Raw genomic sequence first — 20783 nt, 5'->3', positions numbered from 1 at the left:
TCTATCTGTTTATTAGGGTGGGAAACTTTAGTTATAATTATTAATAAATAGTATATTTGCACTATGACAACAAAAAAGAATTCTCCTTGTCTGTTATCAGATAATGGACCATGTTATATTACTTCCTCTCTCAAACAGTATCTCTGTAAGGAATATAATATCAGGCATATCCATGGCAAACCCTTGCATCCGCAGACGCAAGGAAAGATAGAACGATATCACAGATCGATGAAAATGCAATTAAGCTAAATCATTATTTCTGTCCCTCTGAATAGGAAAAGGCTGTCGATGGATTGAAATATTATAATGAGAAAATATTTCATGAATCGTTAGATAATCTTACACCTAGAGACATATATTTAGGGCAAGGGGAGAAAATCAAGAAAATACGAGACCTAATAAAGAAAAATTCAGTTAACAAAAGGTTTTTTAATAATAAAACTATAAAATTTCAAAATAAATAACTATATTTGCACTTGTGCACTTTTATTTGACAACGTACAGCATGAAACAATATATATATCCTATAATAAGAGGTGAAAAACAAGTTGGTCATGGATTTCTAGCGAATGACTATTTTATCACCGCTGTTCATATTTTAAGAGAAAATGACAATGCTTATGTAATAATAGACGGGGAAAAAGTAGAATTCGATAAAGTAGTCCCAGTATATGTTGGGAGAGGTAGAGATAATGACCCTAACTTTATTGATTTAGCCTTTTTTAAATTCAACAATATTAAAGGTGGTTTTTCTATATTAGATTATACGCCAGAAAAAGAGGATGTTTTAGAAAGCTATTGCTTACATAAAAAAGAAGGGAACAATGATAATGAAGAATATGAAATTGATATAGAATCTGCATATGCTCTTGGTGAAGTGGAAGGCAATTATTTCCATTGTAAATGCTATCGACATGAGGGAAGCAGTGGAAGTCCGCTGATAAAGGATAAGCATGTTATTGGCATTATGCATGGAGGTGAAGTTGTTAAGGAACTTATAAAACAAAAGAGTTTGAGTGAAGAAGAAAAGCAAGTATTTAATCTTAAAGATGAGGATATAATATGCTCATTCTTAAAGATAAATGCTGTTATGACTCTTATTGATAATGCAAAGGCAACATAAAAACTCAAAAGAATTTAAAATAATAAACAAAATGGAATTAATTGATCTTAAACTCCCTTCTGGGACAAAATGGGCGGCTTGTAACATTGGAGCAGAAAAGCCCACTGAATATGGAGATTATTTTGCTTGGGGTGATACCTCTGCAAAAAACAATTATGTCGGAAGAACTTGTGAGACTTACGACTTAGACATTTATTCCTTAAAAATGGAAGACTATATTAATATAAGAAACGTGTTGGCAGATAATTATGATGCTGCTACCTATAATTTGGGTGAAGGATGGAGAGTACCTTCTGGCGAACAGGCCCAAGAGTTAATAGACAACTGTAATTGGGAGTGGGTACCCAATTATGGAAATACTGAAATAAATGGAAGATTGGGAATTAGCAAAATAAATGGAGCTAAGATTTTTCTTCCAGCAGCAGGATATCTTCAAAGTAGTAACAAACTAATGATGGGTGACAGTGGGGGATATTGGACTGCGTCTCCCAATATGGTTGTTTCAAACAGAGCTTGGTCTATCGCATTTGATTCTAATGTAATAAATGTCTTTGACCATGGGCTTAGATATTATGGTTACTCTATTCGCCCAGTTTTCAAGTGATAAGTATGCAATAGGGACAACTTTATGTTGTACGTTGTACACTTTTGTGTCACAGTTATAGAACACCCACACACACCATCTTACACCTAGAGACGTATATTTAGGGCAAGGGGAGTAAATCAAAAAGATAAGAGAAATAATAAAGCAAAATTCAATCAATAAAAGAATTTTTGATAATAAAACAATGAAATGTAAGAGTAAATAACTACATTTGCAGTTGTGCACTTTTGTTTGACAACGTACAATCGCAAACGAACAGACAAAGATGGAAAGGAAAGAAATCAAGCAGTCCGCAGGACGTACCGCCCTCGGAGAATTCGCACCGGAATTTGCTCATCTCAACGATGACATTCTTTTCGGTGAAGTGTGGAACCGTCAGGAAGAGATGAGCCTGCATAACCGCTCGCTTACCACAATTCTCTCACTCGTGGCGCAAGGCATCACCGACTCATCGCTCAAATATCACCTGAATACGGCCAAAGCCAATGGCGTGACCCGACAGGAATTTTCGGAGATGATCACTCACGCCGCTTTCTATGTAGGCTGGCCTAAGGCATGGGCGGTGTTCAACATGGCCAAGGAGGTGTGGACTTCAGACATACAGACCAAAGAAGAATTTCAGGCAAGCACACCCTATCCCATTGGCGAGCCTAATACGGGCTATGCCAAATACTTCATAGGGCTGAGTTATCTCGCTCCGATGGAGGCTGACAAGGGGGGGCGTGGTAAATGTAACGTTTGAACCCCGTTGCCGCAACAACTGGCACATTCATCACAAAGCCGTTCAGGTGCTCATCTGCGTTGCCGGCCGTGGCTGGTACCAAGAGTGGGGCAAGGCACCGGTAGAGCTTTGCCCCGGTGTTGTCATTGCCATCCCTGCCGAAACCAAACACTGGCACGGAGCCGCCAGAGACAGTTGGATGCAGCACCTGACTTACAATACTCACGTTGAGGATAGCTCATCGAACGAATGGTTGGAACCTGTCACTGATGACATCTACGACAAACTCAAATAAGGCATTGCTTTCCCTATAGGCATGTTCTAAAAATTCCCCGCAAAGGTTCAATTGTTGTTCCTTGTTTTGCTCTTTGCTGTCTTTTTGCTTTTATCCTGGGATCTTTCGCTTACTCTTTCAGTTGCATAGTTCACTGTGCTCCTTCAAGAAGTAAGCAAAACCTGCTCAGCTAAAAGCTAAAAATACAGTAAAGGTAATTTTTAGAACCTGCCTATAGAAAGTTCATTTCGCGAGTTATTAGCCTACAATCATGCATTTTGAACTGACTAATGTAGAATGTAGTCAAGAAGTAGTGATTTCTATCCGCTGCCTCTGACTACATCCTAATCCTTTCTCCGTATTACCCCTTATTGTAGTAATGTAGTAGGATAATATCGGTGAAAGAAAAAGATTAGGAATAAATCAATGGTGTGTACCTCCAAACAGGAATATCGGTGTTATGGAAGTTGCGGGTTGCTGTACCTTATGGCAGTCCTGTTTCTCCAATGACAGGCGAGATAACAGGTGACCGATGCCAAACTTGCCAAAAAGATGAAACAAATTCATCACTCATTCGAGTTTTAACACTCAAAAGTTTGGATAACTCACTTATTTTCTCTATTTTTGCTTCCATAACAGTTTTGTTGTTTTGTCTTTGAAATCAGTTGTTTTGCGATTACTAATTTACAAAGAAAATTCGACAAACTGTTATTTTTCTATCTATTTATTTGGGTGGGAAACTTTAGTAAGTAATTGGCGCGTATGGTAAAGTTATTAAGCACTATGATAGAAAGGGTTTGCTTAGCCCAGCTTACGGTTGAACAGCCGAAAGCAACAGCAGAGAAGTATTTTAAGTAAGCGTTAAAACCTCAATATATTGTTCTTACAAGCAATTTGTTGTTGCTTGTTTCTGGTTAAGTTGCTGCGTGGTGCTTACTGATAGGGGGCGTATGACAACAATAGGCCTGTAAAGTGTGGCTAAGCAGGTGCATTTGTAGGCCGTTTAGCCCTTAGCCACCAGCAGCCAATGCTTGCCTTGGGTATCGGTTGTGGCGAAAAGGAAGTGTTCGCCGCCGTCTTTTAGTTTTAGTTTCTTGCGTAGGGCATCGGGTTTAAGGGGGAAGTTGCGTGTGGCGATGTTGGCCTGGCCGATGCCTTGCAAGGCTGTTTTTAGGTCGTGCTTGTTAAACGAGGTGGCTGCAACGAGCTTAAATCGTCGGCCAGGGAAGGTGGGTATGTCGTTGTTGGCCACAAAGAGATGCGAGTTGGGGGCAATGGCTTGTACCCCTAGTCTGCTGCATAGTAGGCCAAAACAGCCTGCTTTCATGATGGAGGCGTTGGGTTCGAAAAGGTACATGCCTGCTTGCGGTGGCGTTTGCAAGATGGTTTGTGGGGTTGCATCGGCCTCGGCAAGGCTGTATTGAAAGCTGTGGCCATCGTTATGGCATGTAATGTGGGTGCTGTCGGCGGCATCTGTGGCTTGTTGTGGGACAGGGTTTTCTAGTGGGGTGGGGTGCAATTGTTCGCTTTGCACAGCAGACGGGCTTGCAGATTGTTCCTTGTTTTGCCCATCGGTGATGAGGAAGAGCAACTCTTTGCACTCGTTTTTAGCAGACACGATGTGCAGTTGGCTTACCCATGCGCCATGTTTTTGCAGCTGCGCAATGGCCAGTTGCCAATGCAACATGGGCGAGAGTTTAACCATGAGCAAGCCACATTTGGATAAGAGCATGGGTAAAAGTTGGAGAATATCGGGCGAACAGTGCTCGATAAGCACCGTTTTGCCCCCATTCTTATCCCTACGTGCAGGGTCTAGGTAGATGCACGACACCCTTTCCATTGTTTCGAGGTGGCTTTCGGCCTCGGCATACACCACCTTGGCATGCCCCATGTTAAGGGCATTGAGGTTGTTTTGCACCAATTGGCAAAGCTGGAATTGACGTTCTACGTAGGTGGCTTGGGCGAAATGTGCGGCCATAAAGCAGAAATCTACGCCGAATCCCCCAGTAAGGTCTACTAACGAAGTGTGTTCGCATTCGGCTAGTTGTTTTTTATCGCCATTTCCTTTCCCCCTTTCGCAGTTGTTAGGTGTGGCTTGTTGCATGGCGTTTACGTACTGCCACGCCACGTTGGCCTTGTATTCGGCCGTGGTTTGCGACGAGCATTGCTCCATAGAAAGATGTGGCGGGTAAACAATGTTGGGGTTCTGGGCCCACGAGGGCAGCTTTCGGCAAGCCGTTTGCCAGCCTGCAATTTGGTCGAGTGCAAAGGGCAGGTCCACGTTTGGGGCGTTATGGGCGGCAAGAGCCAGCTGTGGCACGTTGTCGTTTCTATGTGCTGCTATGAAGTGTAGCGTATCGTCGTTGGTGTACATGTTGTTGTGGGGCGTTATGGAGTGGGGGATTGGTGGGCTTGTGAAGAGCAGTTGTGTGGGCAAAGGCACTGCCATTTGCCGTTTGGGATGGCTGATGCGAGCCTATGTTTGCCAAACCAAAGTTTCTTTGAAAACCAAGTCTAAGTATCTTTGAAAACCAGTTCAAAGTTCTTTGAAAACGCGAAAAGGTGCTGTTTATTATGTGGAAGGGATAGATTGCACGCAAGTCAGCGTTCTCGGCATAGGACACAGAAACGCCCCCAAAGGCGTATGAAGGCCAATGGGGGCGTTGGTTATGGTGTTAGTAGCGCGGCGCGAGGGCTTTTAAGCATTGCCGACGTATGTGCCACGGAGGGCGTACGGGTGCGAAATGCTGTTGGCCTTAACGCCACAGGCTTTACTTGTAGAACTTCATTTCGCCGATAACAAGGTATCTTGATGAGGCTGAACGTACGTTGGAGAGCCTTATGTAGTTACATTTAACGGGCTTGGTAAAGCGAACAACGAAAGGTTCTCCGTTGCTGATGCTGTTGTCTGTTCTCGTAATCTCGCCTTGGTTCGTCCATGTGTTCCAGTCCTCACTGGTCTCAACAGTCATACTCTTAGCCACCCAGTTGACGTATCTTGCGCTAGGAACGAGTGAGAGAGCAGTAACTTTGGTGTTTTCAGACACTGTGATGACGAAAGTAAATGGCCCTTCGTTGGAAGGCTTAAACCACACGGTTGACAGGTTGCCGTCGTATAGTTTCTCAAGCTTATTGTTCTGGTCGTCGTATACTAAGTAGTCGCCGAGGTCCATAGCCGTAAGCCCATCGGTGTTGCCATTATCAACAATATTGCTTTCCTTATAGTTAACGGTGATGTTCATATTGCCGTAGTTGCTGGCCACATCTACACCTTGTGCAGGGTTTAGTGTAAGCGTAACTGCGCCGTTTGTGCGGGTAGACATCAGCGTGTCGAGTGCGTTGCCCAATTGTGCAACCACCTTTATGGGTTCTGCCGATACGGTAGCGCCCTTAGCAATGGTAACCGTAGGCGTGAGAATATTAACTGCGCCCTTTTCCAGAGCCGTAGCACCAGCCTGCTTGGTGGCAGAAGGATTCTCGGCAACGCTCACTTCTAGGTCGTGGTCGAGTGGAGAAGAGAGGCGTACATAAAATTTAACGGTGTCTTTTTTAGCGATAAGTTCGCCATTGGCGTTTACAACTTCCAGCGCACCCTTGTTGCCTTGGTTGCCCAAGTCGTGTATGTATAGCTTAGGCAAGTTGCTTGTTTCGCCCTTATTGTAGAGTTTAGTGCCCACTTCGGGTTCGCTTTGGCAGGCAGTAAACAATGTGGCAAGCCCCACGAGGGCCGGCAATGTTATCTTTAAGATTGATTTCATATTGATAATCTTCGTCTGAATGTGTTTGGTTTGGAAAGTATTTGCTCACCTTGTCCCCAAGGCTTTGTCGGCCTTGGGGCAGGTTGGGCTTATGGCATGTTCTAAAAATTCCCCGCAAAGGTTCAATTGTTGTTCCTTGTTTTGCTCTTTGCTGTCTTTTTGCTTTTATCCTGGGATCTTTCGCTTACTCTTTCAGTTGCATAGTTCACTGTGCTCCTTCAAGAAGTAAGCAAAACCTGCTCAGCTAAAAACTAAAATACAGTAAAGGTAATTTTTAGAACCTGCCTTATACGATTAGTTATTTGCCGTCGATGCGCACGTTGGCATTCCATGTGGGAAGTGTAGCAGCCTTGCCGTTGTTTCCGTGGCCTGTGGCATCCTTAAAGGTATCGCCACTGCCTTCATTCATCTTCCAGTAGGCCTCAAGGCCATCGCTTGCAGGGTCGCAAACGTACATGTCGTTGGCCACTTCGTTTTGCGTACGAGCCTTAGTCCAGAAACGTAGCTCGCTCACTTGCACGTTAGCTTTGAGGTAATCGGTAGCTCCAAAGAGCATGGTGTTGCCTAAGTTGACAACCTTTCCGGGCAAATCCATCGAAGAATCGAGCTTACCGTTAACGTAGAGCGACAGCTTTGTGCCTTCGCAAACAAAGGCCAGGTGGTACCACTTGCCAGCCTCGAAGAGTTGGTGGCTGTTAAGTTGCGAACCCTGGGTTTTGATTTGCAGGCGGTTTCCTTCGATGGGTGCATCTCCGAAACGCGTGTATATCTCGCCGTCCTTGCCCGAAGGTGCCCATGCACCGAAGAGCATCTGGTTGTTCAGTTCGCCGATGGCCTTGCCAAGCCTGTCGATGTTAACGTTCATTTCTACCGTCCATGCCGTTAGTGCGTACTCTTGGCGCATGTTGAAGGTGATGCGTGCGGCCGAATTGATGACGGGAACGTCTTGACGAACAACTTGATCGATGATGCACACAAGCTTACTGCCAGGTTCGAGCACGTCGTTCACGCCGTTTTTGCTTTTCAACTTTAAGGGCACGGCATACTTCTTACCCGAGTTTTTCACCTCGTTGGATAGCGGTTTCACCGTAAGTTGCACAGGCGTAGAGCTTACGCCGCCAGCGTTAACCGTGGTTTCGGTGTTGGTAAGCTCGTATTCGCTAGCGGGCAAGGCCACGTAGTGGGTGGCATTGCGTGCGTTATACTCGTTCAGGGCAGCCTCGTCTACCGACACTTCGAAAGTGCTGGCTTGCTCGGCAGGCGATGATAGCCTAACGTAGAAGTTCTGTTGCACGTTGTCTTCGCCCACCGTAATCTTCATAGATGTGTTGGCGTTGGTGCGCGTTTGCTCGAAATAGGCCTGATTGGTAAGCTCGCTATATTCGGCATTGTTGCATGCGGCCAACGAAAGGGCTGCAATGGCCATTGCAGCAGCCTTAATGGTTATGCTGTATCTTTTCATTCTTGCGTAATGGTTAAGTGTTGTTTACTTCAAAGAAGGGTTCATAATCTGTATGGCCTTGCGCAACCATGGATAGGTGGTTTGCGCCGAAGACTGTCCGTATTCGTACTCCATGTGGTACGAACCCACACCACCTTTTTGGTAGGTTTGTCCGTTATAGGTGGGTTGCCAGTAGGCCATGCCGAGGAGCGAGGGTAAGATATTGCCCTGTTTCGTGCGGAAGTCTACGCCACCTTTTGCGGCATAGTTCTCAAAGTTCTCGCAAACGATGATTTTCTTTGCCACCTGTTCGGGGGTGAGTGTATTCTTGAAGTGTTCAATTTGCGTTCTCAAACGGCTATTAAGCTGTTCGTCGCTGTAGGTGCTGTAAGCTTGTAGGATGAAGTGGTCGAAGTGGTCGCCCAGCGATTCGGGCAACGCATCGGGCTCGCCGTCAACAACGAGCATCTTATTGGTACCCGACTTGGGGCCGATGCGCTTGCTTAGTGTTTGAACGAAGGCCGTCATCACGCCTTGTTCGGTCCACATCTCCTTGTCGGTAGCGAAAGGTTGTGCGAAGTTAGGTTCGGCATCGATGTCGAATCCGTCGTATCCATACTTGTCAATGCTGTCGCAAATGGCGTTGGCATACTTCTCGGCGGCTGCAATTCTCGACTCATTCGAGTCGCCCCAGCCCCAGAATTCCTTCCTCCATTCTTTCCAAGTTGTTCCAGCTTTGGCCTTGTCTGCGGGTAAAGGCGGCGTCATTTGGTCGCCAATGTCCATTACGATAAAGCACATCAGCACCTTCGTTCCTTTTACTTGCTGAACAAATTGCAGGTCTCTCTTTTGTTTGTCGTTTAGGTTTCGCCAGTTTCCCCAGAGCGAAACGAAGTCTACACTGTCTGGCAGACCTTTGAGCGAGTTGTTGAGCATGGCTGCATCGCCAGTCCAGTTGCCAAACCATCCGAATGCTTTGGGATGGTCGCTGTTCTTGTATTCGCGCAGCTTGGCATAATAGGCTTCGCTTTTGTTGGTGGCGGTCAAGTCGGTTGGGTTCTTTATTTCCGTCTCGGTCCAGTCGCTGCATGCCGTGAGCGACATCGTAGCAGCCGCAAGCCACAGCAGGGTTTTATTCTTAATATTCATCGAAATCTAATTTTATAATGTTGGGTTAACGAGTTACTAGTTCACTAGTTGGGGAGTTTACAGGTTTACCTGTTAACGAGGAGAGGTGGAGTTGGTGGGCTTAAAAGCCATTAGCCATAGCCGTATCGCGGTTTGGCGCAACTCCATAACTCCTCTTTATCCCTTCACTCCTTTACTCCTTAGCATTTATTCCTTTACTTCTTTTGCCACCACATTTTCGTTGCGTAGTCGTCGTTTCCGCCGATAAGTTGCACCGCTTTGCGATAGTTGGTGGGGTTTTTAGTAAGTTCGTCTACGGCGAAAGGAATGCGGTTGGGCACCTTCAAGCTGTATCCCGATGTGCTTTGAGCCACAGGGAACACTTTGGGATAGCCCGTTCGGCGCAGCTCGCTCCAAGCCTCTTGCCCATCAGGGAAGAGTGCAATCCACTTTTGTGTCATCAGTCGTTCGAGCTTTTCCTCGGCTGTTGCGCCGTCGTTCCATTTGATGGTGATGGTGCTAACGGCAGCTTGCGATTGTCCGAAACCTCCTTCGGCATCAGTATAGTCGGCTTGTTTGGCCGTGCTGTTTTCCAGATAGCTTGCAGCACTGCCTGCTCCCCATTGTTCGAACGACAGTTTTACGCCCTCTTCGTACAGGTCTTTGGCCGTTCCGCCCATGCCGCTCCAACCGGCTAGCACGCCTTCTGCGCGGCAAAACGCCATTTCTGCGGCAGTTAGCCACACGCCACGAGTGTTCTGAGCCACGTTGGCAGCCGAATAAATCTCATCGGCCTTCTTCTTATTCTCAATCTTTGCACCAGCCAGGCAGCCCACGATGGCACGTCCCGATGTCTTTTGTGCAGGTTTGAAGTACGTTCTAAGGCGTGGGTCGGCATAACCCGTGAGGAAACATTCCAAGTCGGCACAAGCGCGGCTGTCGCCCCATTCAATAGAAGTTTTATATTGTCCGTTGGGTACATAGGTAACGGCGCAATTGTCGTCGTTGCTCGTAATAACGCCAGCAGCAACGGCAGCCTCACCCGTTTTCTTGGCGAATGCAGGGTCGGCATAGCGCATGCGTATGGCCATTCTCAACTTTAAGGAGTTGGCCAACTTATACCATTTAGACACTTTGCCCTCATAAACCTTGTCGTTCTCTTCGTTTACCGTTGAAGTGTTGAACGGTTTGAGCAGCAATGCGGCCGTGTCTAGGTTGGCAACGAGTAACTTATATACGTCTTCTTGCGAAGAGTAGGCGGCATCGTCTTGCTCTAAGCCCACGGGCAATGCGCCATACATGTCAACATAGCGTTGGTAAACCTGTGCACGGAGCACCAATGCCTGGGCGTAGAGCACACCTTCGCGACCCGTTTTGGCAGCGATGGCTTTGAAAGCCGACGTTGCTTTGGGCAGTGAATTGTTGAATGGCCAGCTCACCCAGCCATTGGGCGCATTGAAACGGGCGAAGTTCTTGTCGCTGAAACCATTGTTGGCATAAGTCATATAGCGGCCCAGATAGTTGCCGATGAGGTCTTCGGTCATCTGATACGTGTTCTCTTGTTCGGGGAAAGCCTCGTTTACCAATTGGGTAAGGAACGAACTGGTGGAGTAGTTGTCGCGGTCCAGCTCATCTGCCGATACCTTATGGCCGGGGCGGTTGGCCTCTTCGAAACCGGCGGTGCAAGCCGTTTGCATGGCTAAGCCGCCTACTAGCAGGGCTCCCAAGGCCATCGACTTCAATATATGTTTGTTGTTCATCGTTGTATTCTTTGTGTTGAATATATAAAATGTATGCTTGTGCGTTAGAATTTCAGTTTTACGTTGAAACCCAACGAGCGCAAGCTAGGCTGCATAAAGTAGTCGAAACCCTGATAGTAGGTACCTGTCGAGGCAACGGCTTCTGGGTCGAATGGTGCCTTGTTGTAAATGAAGAAGAGGTTGTTCGCAGTTAGTCCCAACGACAGTTCCATGCCTTTGAGCCACTTCTTGGGCAGCGTGTAGCCCAAATGCGCCTCTTGTACGCGTGCATTGGTTGCACTGTAAATGTATTCGCTCCAAATGGGGTTGTCGCCACCTACGATGCGATAGTAGTTCTCGGCACTAATCTTACCGCCATTGAGGTTGATGCCGCCGTTGTTGCGAGCGTCTGCCGATGCTTTCGAAACACCCCACGCGTCGAGAATGGCTTGCGTTTGCGATAGAACGATGCCGCCAAAGCGAGCTGTGATAAGGAAACCGAAGTTGAAACCCTTCCAAGCGAACTCGTTAGAGAAACCGATGTTGGCTTTGGGCAATACAGAGCCGCGGTATTCGGGGTTGTCTAGGTTACGTTGCAGCACACTACCCGTGTTGTCGGTAGCGATGTTGCCCTCGTTGTCGCGAAGGAAGTCGGTAGACATGTAGATGTCGCCCATCGTGCCGCCCTTTTTCAAGATGATTTCGGCACCGCTCAGTCCGCCCTTCTTCGACACTTCTCTGTCGTCGTCGAACAGCTTAACAATCTTGTTTTGGTTTGAACTGAACGTGAACGAAGAGTTCCAATCCAAGTCGCCAAAGCGGTGATTGTAGCCAAGCGACAGTTCTATACCCCTGTTGCGCACGTTACCCAGCTGGATATACTCCTTATCGTATCCTCCTGCCGTTACGTCGCGCAGGAAGGTTTGCTTGCGCGTGTTGCTTTGGTAGAGCGTAAGGTCGAGCGTAAGCGCATTGTTAAGGAAGCGTGCGGTAAGACCTGCCTCCCACGAGTCGGTGCGTTCAGGATAGAATGTCTTGGGGAAACGATAGGTGACGGTGCGGTAGGTGCCCGATGCTGGAACGTATTCGTAACGCCAGCGCGAGGTGATGTTGGGCGAAATGGCACTACCTACCGATGCCCACGAGGCGCGAACCTTCATGTAATTGATAAACTTAGGCAGCTTAACCATTTGCGAAATAACGCCCGACATACCCACTGAGGGATAGAAGAACGACTCGTTGCTGGTGCCGTCGAGTGCCGAATCCCAGTCGTTACGTCCCGTAAGGGTTAGGTAAACCATGCTCTTCCATCCCAATTCAACGTTGGCAAAGAGCGAGTTCACGGCATGTTTGTGCAGGTCGTAGATGGGGCGGTTGTCGTTTGTAACCAGCGAATAGTCGATGGCGTTGGGGGTGAAGATGTTCGATGGTGCCTTCAAACCACCCTGATGGCCTTCGTTATCGTATTTTGTTCGCGAGAACGAACCGCCCACGTTGGCACCGATGGAGAAGTTTTCGAACGACTTGTTTACATTAGCCATCAAGTCGCCGTATAGCGATTGGTCGTTAATCTTAGCATGTCCGTAGTACCCGTACTTCGAATGTGCGAAGAGGTCGATGGTAGAAGCGTAGCGTTTGTCTTCTTGTTTAACGGCAGCATCGTCCCAGCGCAATCTTCCCGTAACGTCTAGCCAGTCGGTAATCTTGTATTTAAGGCTTCCGCTAAGCATGTAACGGCTGCGGTGGTTTTCGCGAACCATGCGGTTTGTAACCCAATAGGGGTTTTGCATTTTCAGCGCGTCGCCATAATTCCAGTTCTGTACATACACATTGCGGTTGGGGTCGAATATCTCGTAGGTGCGAACGGCATCGAAACTTTCGCCGCGGGGGAATAGGTAAACGGCCGTTAGGGGGTTAAACCATTGTCCTTGTGCGGTAAGGTTGCGGTCGTTTTCAAGAATGTAGTTCAGTCCAAAGTCTAGTGTCAGCTTGTCGCCGAGCATGTTCGTTGTGTTTCTGAACGTCAAGTTGTAGCGGTTGTACTTGTTGTTGGGCAAGATGCCGGCTGCATTGGTAGTACCCAGCGACAAGTAAGTTTGGTTCTTGTCGTTGCCGGCGGTAAGGGCCACGTTGTTTTGTATGTTCGTACCCGTGTTGAAGAAGTTCTTGGGCTCGTAGTTGCCATACGCCGACGGCCTTTTCTCGCCCCAGCTGGCAACACTTCCGGGTTTGTTAACATACTCGTTTTGGAACTCGGGCATGATGAAGGGGTTTGCAAACTGCGTGCTGTGGCTAACGGTAACGCTAACCTTGCCTTCCTTGCCTTTCTTGGTGGTAATCATCACAACGCCTTGTGCGGCAGCCGAACCATAAAGGGCCGCGGCGGCAGGACCGCTAAGCACCGAGATGCTTTCGATGTCTTCGGGGTTGATGTCGGCAATGCCTTCCGAACCGGGTTGCGACGAGTACATGCTGCCCGTTTCGCCATGCGAGGTGTTGGTAATTGGCACACCGTCTATTACATACAGTGCTTGGTTGCTTTGCGAGATACTCTTAGGACCGCGCATCACCACGCGCGTTGCACCACCCATGCCCGCCGAAGAGGCGTTGATGTTGATACCGGCCACCTTACCGTTGAGCGAGTTCATGAAGTTGGTGTTCTTCACCGTGGTCAGTTCGTCTGTTCCCACCTTCTGTACGTTGTAGCTCAGTGCCTTTTCAGAACGGCGAATACCCAAGGCCGTAACCACAACCTCGTCTATTTGTCGCGATTCCGACTTCAACGTAACCGTTACATTGCCATTCGCCGGCACGGCCACTTCTTGTGTCTGGTGGCCCAAGTAGCTAATAACGAGTGTTGCGCCAGCATGGGCGTTAAGCGTAAAGTTACCGTCGATGTCGGTAACGGTGGCTGTTTGTTCGCCCTTAACGCGCACGGTGGCGCCGATAACGGGTTCGTTCATGCTGTCGAACACTGTTCCCGTAACCTTCACCTCGTTGTGCTTTTGTTGTAGATTGTTGGGCGTTGAGGCCCCAGTCCTTTCTGTCAGCTGTTTGGCAAGTGCCGTCCCGTTGTTGTTGGGATAGGCATTGCTGGCCATTACGCCAGTGCCGATGCCGACAAGAAAGACTGCCGTTGATAGGATTCTTTCCTTGTTCATAGATGTTATTTTGAATGACTTTTGAAAATTGATGTTTCTTTGTTGTGGGGGCAAGCACCTTTGGGTTAGGGTGCGAATAGCGGTAGCCTATTTGTTGCGCAATGCGTATGCGCAAGTGCAAACTGGGTTATGCCTTGCCTTGTGTAAGCGTGTAAGGCATTGCACCCTGCTTTATTGGCGTAGGCGCAAAGTGTTTCTCCCGCCCCATTTGCGGGGTGGAAGCTTACTTACTTTCAGCAAAGGCTAGGGTGTACCTAGTTGGCCGAGCAACGTAGTGTGGCTCAGTGCTAGCTGGTCTGTCTTGTTTTGCTGTTTGTTCCTAATGTTAGAAAACACGAGTTCCAAATTGAATTAATTGCGTTGAGGCTTGTAGAAAAGTCCTTCGGCAGAGATGTTAAGCAGATAATTCGACCTAATATATAGTGGCCTTAACCTTATTTTTAGTTCATTTGTTAAGTAAATTGGGGGCGGTTAGGCCGTCAGTAAAGTTATTGCCTTCTACGAACACGCTGTTTGCAGTGTTGTTGCAGTGGCATTCTCAGCTATGCTTTTACCTTTTTTCGAGTGCAAAGTTATAGTTATCCTTGATATAAAACAATTTTTAGCGATAAATTAACTTTTATTATGGCGTTTGGTTGGGTGAGATGCGTGTTGGTATCAGTGCCTGATGGTGGTTTCTAATGCAGATATGTGCAAACTTGATTATGGCAAAGAAGTGTTGAGGCCAATGCTTTTGCGTGTAATAGGTTTGCGAAGTGAAGTTCGGTTTTTGCTCTGCCAAAAAGCATTGAGGTTCATTTACAAAAGCTTTGCATATAGCGGCTATTGTAAACGAACCTCAATGGGTCTGCGGCAAAAAGAATGCGCCTGTTACTTGTATTCTGTCTCGGGCATGGGTATGTACTTAACCTTTCGGGCGTTCCATGCGGCTTGTGCCGCTCCTTCTACCATTGCCCGGCGCAGGTCGTCGATGCGACAACCGTGTAAGAAGAGGAACACGTGCCGAAGATGTGCCAACTCTTTAAGCGTTGGCGCGGCGGTTATTGTCTGCCCTGTGGAATAAAGGGCAAGCACCTTATTAACACATTGCGCGGCATCGCCCTGCATCAAGCCCCTCACAATGAGTTCGGCTTGGATAAGTTTCATCTCCTTTTCGTCGATGATAACCAGTGGAGCGTATTTTTCCAGCGACGTTAAGTATCGGTGTCCATCCTTGTTTATGGCCGTGTTGATGGCCTTTTGCTCTGCCGTCCCTTTAAGCGAAGCCACCAACGAGGCATCCACCTGTACATTAATCGCAGGCAGTCCTACGGCCGAATACAAGGGGTTGGCGTTGCCGTTGATGTTGTAAACCACATCCACCTGCATGTTGTTGGCATAGGCATCGTTCCACAGGGCAGCGGCTTCTGCATATCGTTGCCTTTGCATGGCAAGCTTCACCATGAGCATGCGCACCTGCTTAACGGCTGTTGCGGCCACAAACACGCCCTTCTTATTGGCCAGGAGCTTGCCCTTAGCCTCGTCCAAGGCCTGCGAATAGTGTTGTTGGGCCTTGTCTAGCAGTTCTTCGTTGTCTACCATTTGGTTGTTTACGCGCACGCCCTCGGCACTCTCTGTGCTTTTCGAGAACATCTTTCCAAGCAGCTGATAGGCCAAACCTGCGTACAGATGTCCTGTGTAGCGGGCGTATGCGCGTACGGCATCAAAGTTTTCCGTGCCGTCGTTGCTTAGTTTCGCCTCCACTTGTAGCACCTCTTCGGCTCTTGCACGAAAGTTTTGCAGATTGTTCCATGTGTCGGCCACATCGCTGTTGGGTTTAACGTCGTCGCTTTTAAGCTGCTTATAGATAAGGAAATTGGGCTTGACTGTCGGTTCAACCTCGTCTGTCATTGCGCCCGATGTAAGGAAGGCGGCCGAGGCTGCCACACCGGCCAAGGTCTTTACATTGGCAATCATCGCCCCGTCTTTTATGTTTTCTGTGCGAATGGTGGCCAACATGCTCGGTGTTGTTATCTGTTCGGTGGTGAGCATGTTGTTGGGTGTCTTGGCATTGTCTATCCAACCGTCGCACGATGATAGGGCAGTGGCCACGGCCAACATGGCTATTGATATATGTCTTGATTTCATTGTCTTTTTGAAATTGGCCCCACCCCCAGCCCCTCTCCAAAGGGTGGGGGAGTGAATGGCCTTGTTAATTAATAGGGTTGCTGTAAGGAAATAAGGAGTTAAGGGGTTATGGAGTTATGGAGTTAAGGAGTTAAGCCGTATGCTTTTGTTGCCTAGTGGCTACTCACCTTGTTAACTCGTCATCTCGTCAACTCGCGAACTTGTCAACTCACAAAGCTAATCACTCCCCTCTCCTTTTGGAGAGGGGTAGGGGGTGAGGCTTTGTCGACTCATTAAGCACATCATCCCCTCTCCCCTTGGAGAGGGGCTGGGGGTGAGGCTTCTTAAAATTCTACCGCCAACGTTGCTGTAAATGTTCGGGCCGAGGGAGCATTAGTGATGTCGCGCGAAAGGCTGCCCATGCCGCGTGTTTGGCGTGTTCCGCCGTTGGATTCAACTTGCGGTTCGATGCCGCTGTAATTGGTAACAAGAAACAGGTTCTGGGCGGTGAGCATCAGTCGGGCACCTTTCAGCACGCCCGATGTGAGTCGCTTGGCAAAAGAACTGGCATCGTAGCCCAACGAGATGGACGAGAGCCTGAGGAAGTCGGCCTTCTCGATGTAGTTGGCGCGGTTGCGTTCGGTGCGTGCCAGTTTCTCGGCCACGTTGCGGTAAGCATCCGTCCCCACCGTTTCGGCAGCCAGTTGTGCGCGTAGTTCTTCGCGTTTCTTAAGGTTGTCGCCCAGTCCGGCCACGTTGTAGAAACTTTGGTTGTAGACCGATGCCCCAACGGCCCAGTTGAATTTGGTGCTAAGCGTGAGGTTAGACAGCAGGCGGAGGTCGAACCCGAAGGCACCGTTGAAGTCGGGGAAGGGTTTGCCTAGATAGTGATATTCGTCGGTTTCTTTCGCTCCAAGGTATTTGCCTGTGGCATCGTAGTGCGCCCCCGTCACCTCTTTATAATAGAAGGCGTAGGCCGGTTGCCCCTCTTTAAGCACGTTGGGCAGGTTTTCGATGTCTGCGCCGCCCGTATCTATCACGCGGTTGCCTTGGTAGTTGGCCGTTACAAAGAGGTTAAGGTCGGCCGTGCGGGCTGCGTTTTGCCAGGCTTTCCAGTTCCAGCTAAGTTCCACGCCCCAGCCATTAACGCAGCCCACGTTGTGCGGTTCGTCGCCCACCCATCCGTTGCTGCTCAGTAGGGGCGTATAGATGATGGCATCAGTGGTGAATTGTGCGTAGGCGGTAAGGCCTATTTGGTGGCGCGCCGGGGCCCAGTCGAGCCCTGCCTCTATCTCGCGCATGCGTTCGGGGCGGATGTTGTCGTTGCCTTTCTTCCCAGGAACAAGCAGCGGCCCATAGGCCGACATGCCCTTCACCTCGTAGTAAGTGAAGGCATCGGTGGGGTAAGGCAGCCTGCCCGACTCGCCATAGGCTGCGCGTAGTTTGGCCTTCTCCATGTTGTAAGCCACGCTTAGCGAGGGGTAATAGATGCTGGCCACGTTTCGGCCGATAAGGTTTGAGGCATCGCGGCGCAGACCAGCGTTAACGAAAAGGCGGTTGTCGTAGTTGAGAAAGGCCTCGCCATAAAGTCCCCACGTGCGTTGTTCAAAACTCGTTTCCAGCACCGAGCGTTGGGCAGCTGCCGCAATGTTGTCTACATCGGCGGGGAATATCGAGGCCGAGGTCTTGTCCATCGTCTCGCGGCGTTGCACAATTTGCGAGAGCAGCGTGCCTGTTAGGTGCAGCTTGTGGCCAAGGTCGAACCGCCTACTGGCTTTCCAGTCCCAGGTAAGGTTTTGGTTGCGGCGGTTCGAGATGCTTTTCTCGCCCTCGTCGTTAGTGCCCAGCAGGTAGCCGTAGGGCAGGGTGTAAAGTCCGTCGATGTGGTTGAGGTCCAAGCCCAGTTGTGTTTCCAACTTAATGTCGTAGGGCAGAACGTAGGCCATGCGCAAGGCGGCGGTTAGTCGGTCGTTGTCGTATTTCCACTTCATGGCGCGCCAGGTGCGTTCCGAAACATATTCCCACGGCTTTTGGGCACGCATAAGGTTCCAAATGGCATCATTTCTGCCTTGTGCCGTTTGCGGTATGCTGATGTCGCCGTTGACGTATCCCACGGTGAAATTCAGCGTAAACGGTCCTTGTTTCATGTCGTAGGCGGCGCGCAGCGAGTGGCGTACGTCTTTGTTTCCGGGCACTATACCGCCGTTGTGGCTTTCGTTGAACGAGAAAAAGAGTTGGTTGCCGGGGGTGAAATTCTTTGTGAAACTGGCGTATGCGCTGACGTTATGCCCAGTAACGAAGAAATTGTTGATGTCGGTGTTGTTAACAAACTGGGTGTATTCCCTGGCCTTGTTGCTCCATCCCACCGATATTTTTGCTGTTGCTGCAAGCTTTCCGCGTTCAAGTGTGGAGCCGCTTTGGCGTTTGGTGGTGATGACGATAACCCCGTTGGCGGCTTCTGCACCATACGATGCCGCAGCGGCAGGTCCTTTAATAACGTCTATCGATGCGATGTCGTCCATCGGTAGGTCGTTCAGTGCGCTCAGTGCATCTTGCGAGGTGTTGATGTCCGACGTGTGCGAGTTGTTGTAGCGCACGCCGTCGATGTAGATGATGGGATCGCGGTCCATGCTGAGTGTGGCCCCACTGCGCATGTTAAAGCGGATGGGCATGCCCACCTTGCCGTTGCTTTGAAACATTTGCATGCCGCTAACACGACCGTCCAGCAGGTCGCTCAGGTTCGCGGCTTGCCCTTTGGCCAGCAGTTTGGCGGCATCCAGGTGGGCAACGTCGGCTCCCACGGCCTTCTTGTTGCGCGCACTGGCAATACTGGCCACCACGTTCACCTCTTGAAGGGTTAGCCCGCGGTTAAGTTTCACCACCGTTCGCTGTTGAGTGTCGGCTATGGGCAGTTGCTTGTTTTCATAGCCAACATACGAAACGCTGAGCCGTTCGCCTGGATTTACACTGATGTTAAACTCTCCGTTCAGGTCGGAAACCACCTTCTGTCCATTGGATGTGCACACCACGGCACCAATGAGGGGTTCTTTTGTTTCGGCATCTAGCACCACGCCCGATGCCACCTTTTGCGCAAACGCCCCGCCGCATGCGGCTGAAAGGGTACAGAGCAAAAGAACTCTTTTGAAAGTTATCATGAATACGAATAATATGATTTTTAAAAACGTCTGCAAAGTTAAAACAATTGTTAACTCCCGGCAATACCTAGAAATTAGTAAATGCCGTTATCTGTGCGCGCTGGTGTGTGGGGGCGGTGCTGGCGATGGGCGCAGGCGCAGCGCAGCAGCATGATGTGTGGCATGTTCAAATAAATGGCCGCTAAGGTTCTTTGGTTGTTCCTTGTACCGCTCTTCACCGCCTTTTTTGCTTTTGTTTGGCATCTTTGGCTTACCCTTTCAGTCTCATCGTGCACTATGCTCCTTCAAGAAGTAAACCAAATGTGCCTAGCTCTACGCTAAAAACGAGATAAAGGTGATTATTTAGCACATGCCATATCAGGTTTCCGCTCCCTAGTTGTTTCTGCCGTTACCTGTATCTGGGCATGCCGCGAAGAGTGTAAAACTAGCCTTTGGCTATAAGCATTCGTATCGTTTCTTGTCTGGTTGCATGCAGGCTCTATCAACGCACAAACGCATCAACTCACCAACTCAAAAACTTACCCATTCACAAACGTATCAACTCACAAACTTAAAAACTCACCTACTCACCAACTTCTCAACTCACAACCTCACGACCTCGCCAGCTCACAACCTTGCCAACTTAAAAACTCACCAACTCATCAACTCACAACCTCACCAACTTCTCAACCCACAAGCCCGCCAGCTTACCAACTCCTCAACTCGCCAACAAACAAACTTGTTGACTTAAATCTTTACAAAAGCACGCTGTTTTTCACTCCGTTCTAGCGAGAATATTGGCCTAAAAGTAGGAAAACCACTACTGTTTTTAACCCTTCACCTCTTTCTTCTTGTCTATTTTTGAGAATGCAACCTGTATTTTGCACCATTTTGCCTTTCTATTTTGGTTGCCAACCCATCATTTTTCGGGTCCAAAAACGCGCTTTTTACCCCCAAAATGCCACATTTTGAGGGCTATTTTGCCCATTCTAGCCATGTTTTTCGTGGTTCTAAAAGGTTATGTTTATACCATTGCAGCGTATTTTTATGCTTATCGTTTTCTATTTTGCAGCATTTTGCTTTGCGTTTAGCACCAAAATGCACTGCATTTAGCATCAAAGCGCAGTGCGTTTTGCGGCATTTTACCTGGTATTTTGCACCAAAATGCACTGCGTTTTGCCGCATATTGCACTGAATTTTGCTACAAATAGCCCAAAAAACTGGTGCAAATTGCGGTGCGTTTAAATAAAAATACATTTTGGTGGCATTTAAAACTAAGCCCTTTTTGCATCAAAAACAACCTTCGCGAGAATCGATTTTTTGCGGCGAGGCGGGCGGTTGGTGCGCAAAAAGGGCAGTCAGTGTGTTAAATTTCTTGCCGAAAACTGGACATGGGCGATTGTGGTGTGTACGCGTGTATGGGCAACGGCGCATAAAACTCGTACGCTTACGAACACCAGTGCGAGCGGTTGTAGGGCATGCTGTTCGCAACTAACGAAGACGGTTTCATGGAAACACAGAGACCATCTGCTGGAAACACAGAGACCATCTGTTGGAAATACAGAAACCACCTGCTGAAAACACAGAAACCACC

The 20783-nt window shown here is 48.6% G+C and carries 11 protein-coding genes and 2 pseudogenes; 3 read left to right on the top strand and 10 right to left on the bottom strand.

Annotated features, from left to right (window positions below; translation table 11 throughout):
- Positions 1 to 505 precede the first annotated feature (505 nt).
- The 3 genes and pseudogenes from HMPREF2955_RS03565 (at position 506) to HMPREF2955_RS14935 (ending at position 2743) form a co-directional block, all read left to right on the top strand.
- Positions 506 to 1123 (top strand): trypsin-like peptidase domain-containing protein, encoded by a 618-nt coding sequence (locus HMPREF2955_RS03565; RefSeq protein WP_019187762.1) that lies wholly within the window; start codon positions 506 to 508, stop codon positions 1121 to 1123.
- Positions 1124 to 1154: 31 nt separating this feature from the next.
- Positions 1155 to 1727, top strand: coding sequence for a fibrobacter succinogenes major paralogous domain-containing protein (locus HMPREF2955_RS03560; RefSeq protein WP_139145468.1), 573 nt, complete (start codon positions 1155 to 1157; stop codon positions 1725 to 1727).
- Between the two features lie 265 nt (positions 1728 to 1992).
- A pseudogene (locus HMPREF2955_RS14935) lies at positions 1993 to 2743 on the top strand (carboxymuconolactone decarboxylase family protein).
- A 405-nt stretch (positions 2744 to 3148) separates the two neighbouring features.
- Here HMPREF2955_RS14935 and HMPREF2955_RS15630 read toward each other — a convergent pair.
- The 10 genes and pseudogenes from HMPREF2955_RS15630 to HMPREF2955_RS16135 form a co-directional block, all read right to left on the bottom strand.
- Positions 3149 to 3356, bottom strand: a pseudogene (locus HMPREF2955_RS15630) (IS4 family transposase); the annotation flags it as partial.
- Between the two features lie 369 nt (positions 3357 to 3725).
- A complete protein-coding gene (locus tag HMPREF2955_RS03550; protein WP_246830058.1) occupies positions 3726 to 5171 on the bottom strand; it encodes a THUMP-like domain-containing protein in 1446 nt (481 codons plus the stop codon).
- A gap of 322 nt (positions 5172 to 5493) precedes the next feature.
- Positions 5494 to 6480: a discoidin domain-containing protein gene (locus HMPREF2955_RS03545; RefSeq protein WP_070721061.1), complete on the bottom strand. Its 987-nt coding sequence runs from the start codon at positions 6478 to 6480 to the stop codon at positions 5494 to 5496.
- Between the two features lie 298 nt (positions 6481 to 6778).
- Positions 6779 to 7942 carry a DUF1735 and LamG domain-containing protein gene (locus tag HMPREF2955_RS03540; RefSeq protein ID WP_070721059.1) on the bottom strand — a complete coding sequence of 388 codons (1164 nt, stop codon included), beginning with the start codon at positions 7940 to 7942 and terminating at the stop codon, positions 6779 to 6781.
- Between the two features lie 24 nt (positions 7943 to 7966).
- Positions 7967 to 9070 (bottom strand): glycoside hydrolase family 18, encoded by a 1104-nt coding sequence (locus tag HMPREF2955_RS03535; protein WP_139145467.1) that lies wholly within the window; start codon positions 9068 to 9070, stop codon positions 7967 to 7969.
- Between the two features lie 194 nt (positions 9071 to 9264).
- The gene (locus HMPREF2955_RS03530; protein ID WP_070721056.1) at positions 9265 to 10809 is read right to left on the bottom strand and encodes a SusD/RagB family nutrient-binding outer membrane lipoprotein; all 1545 of its coding nucleotides are present in this window, start codon (positions 10807 to 10809) and stop codon (positions 9265 to 9267) included.
- A gap of 44 nt (positions 10810 to 10853) precedes the next feature.
- Positions 10854 to 13949 (bottom strand): SusC/RagA family TonB-linked outer membrane protein, encoded by a 3096-nt coding sequence (locus HMPREF2955_RS03525; RefSeq protein WP_070721054.1) that lies wholly within the window; start codon positions 13947 to 13949, stop codon positions 10854 to 10856.
- Between the two features lie 870 nt (positions 13950 to 14819).
- The gene (locus tag HMPREF2955_RS03520; protein WP_070721051.1) at positions 14820 to 16076 is read right to left on the bottom strand and encodes a hypothetical protein; all 1257 of its coding nucleotides are present in this window, start codon (positions 16074 to 16076) and stop codon (positions 14820 to 14822) included.
- A gap of 323 nt (positions 16077 to 16399) precedes the next feature.
- Positions 16400 to 19210: a TonB-dependent receptor domain-containing protein gene (locus HMPREF2955_RS03515; RefSeq protein ID WP_070721048.1), complete on the bottom strand. Its 2811-nt coding sequence runs from the start codon at positions 19208 to 19210 to the stop codon at positions 16400 to 16402.
- A gap of 954 nt (positions 19211 to 20164) precedes the next feature.
- The gene (locus HMPREF2955_RS16135; protein WP_168166860.1) at positions 20165 to 20446 is read right to left on the bottom strand and encodes a hypothetical protein; all 282 of its coding nucleotides are present in this window, start codon (positions 20444 to 20446) and stop codon (positions 20165 to 20167) included.
- Between the last annotated feature and the right edge of the window lie 337 nt (positions 20447 to 20783).

Origin of the sequence: Prevotella sp. HMSC073D09 (assembly GCF_001814145.1) — a bacterium.
Taxonomy (GTDB): domain Bacteria; phylum Bacteroidota; class Bacteroidia; order Bacteroidales; family Bacteroidaceae; genus Prevotella; species Prevotella conceptionensis.
Note: the sequence above shows the minus strand (reverse complement) of the source record. Positions and strands in the feature narration are given on the sequence as shown.

Excerpts from the sequence above, each read along its gene's own strand:
- HMPREF2955_RS03540 (WP_070721059.1), bottom strand. The coding sequence starts at position 7,942 with ATGAAAAGATACAGCATAACCATTAAGGCTGCTGCAATGGCCATTGCA.
- HMPREF2955_RS03565 (WP_019187762.1), top strand. The coding sequence starts at position 506 with ATGAAACAATATATATATCCTATAATAAGAGGTGAAAAACAAGTTGGT.
- HMPREF2955_RS03525 (WP_070721054.1), bottom strand. The coding sequence starts at position 13,949 with ATGAACAAGGAAAGAATCCTATCAACGGCAGTCTTTCTTGTCGGCATC.
- HMPREF2955_RS03535 (WP_139145467.1), bottom strand. The coding sequence starts at position 9,070 with ATGAATATTAAGAATAAAACCCTGCTGTGGCTTGCGGCTGCTACGATG.
- HMPREF2955_RS03520 (WP_070721051.1), bottom strand. The coding sequence starts at position 16,076 with ATGAAATCAAGACATATATCAATAGCCATGTTGGCCGTGGCCACTGCC.
- HMPREF2955_RS03530 (WP_070721056.1), bottom strand. The coding sequence starts at position 10,809 with ATGAACAACAAACATATATTGAAGTCGATGGCCTTGGGAGCCCTGCTA.
- HMPREF2955_RS03515 (WP_070721048.1), bottom strand. The coding sequence starts at position 19,210 with ATGATAACTTTCAAAAGAGTTCTTTTGCTCTGTACCCTTTCAGCCGCA.
- HMPREF2955_RS03550 (WP_246830058.1), bottom strand. The coding sequence starts at position 5,171 with ATGGCAGTGCCTTTGCCCACACAACTGCTCTTCACAAGCCCACCAATC.
- HMPREF2955_RS16135 (WP_168166860.1), bottom strand. The coding sequence starts at position 20,446 with ATGTATTTTTATTTAAACGCACCGCAATTTGCACCAGTTTTTTGGGCT.
- HMPREF2955_RS03560 (WP_139145468.1), top strand. The coding sequence starts at position 1,155 with ATGGAATTAATTGATCTTAAACTCCCTTCTGGGACAAAATGGGCGGCT.
- HMPREF2955_RS03545 (WP_070721061.1), bottom strand. The coding sequence starts at position 6,480 with ATGAAATCAATCTTAAAGATAACATTGCCGGCCCTCGTGGGGCTTGCC.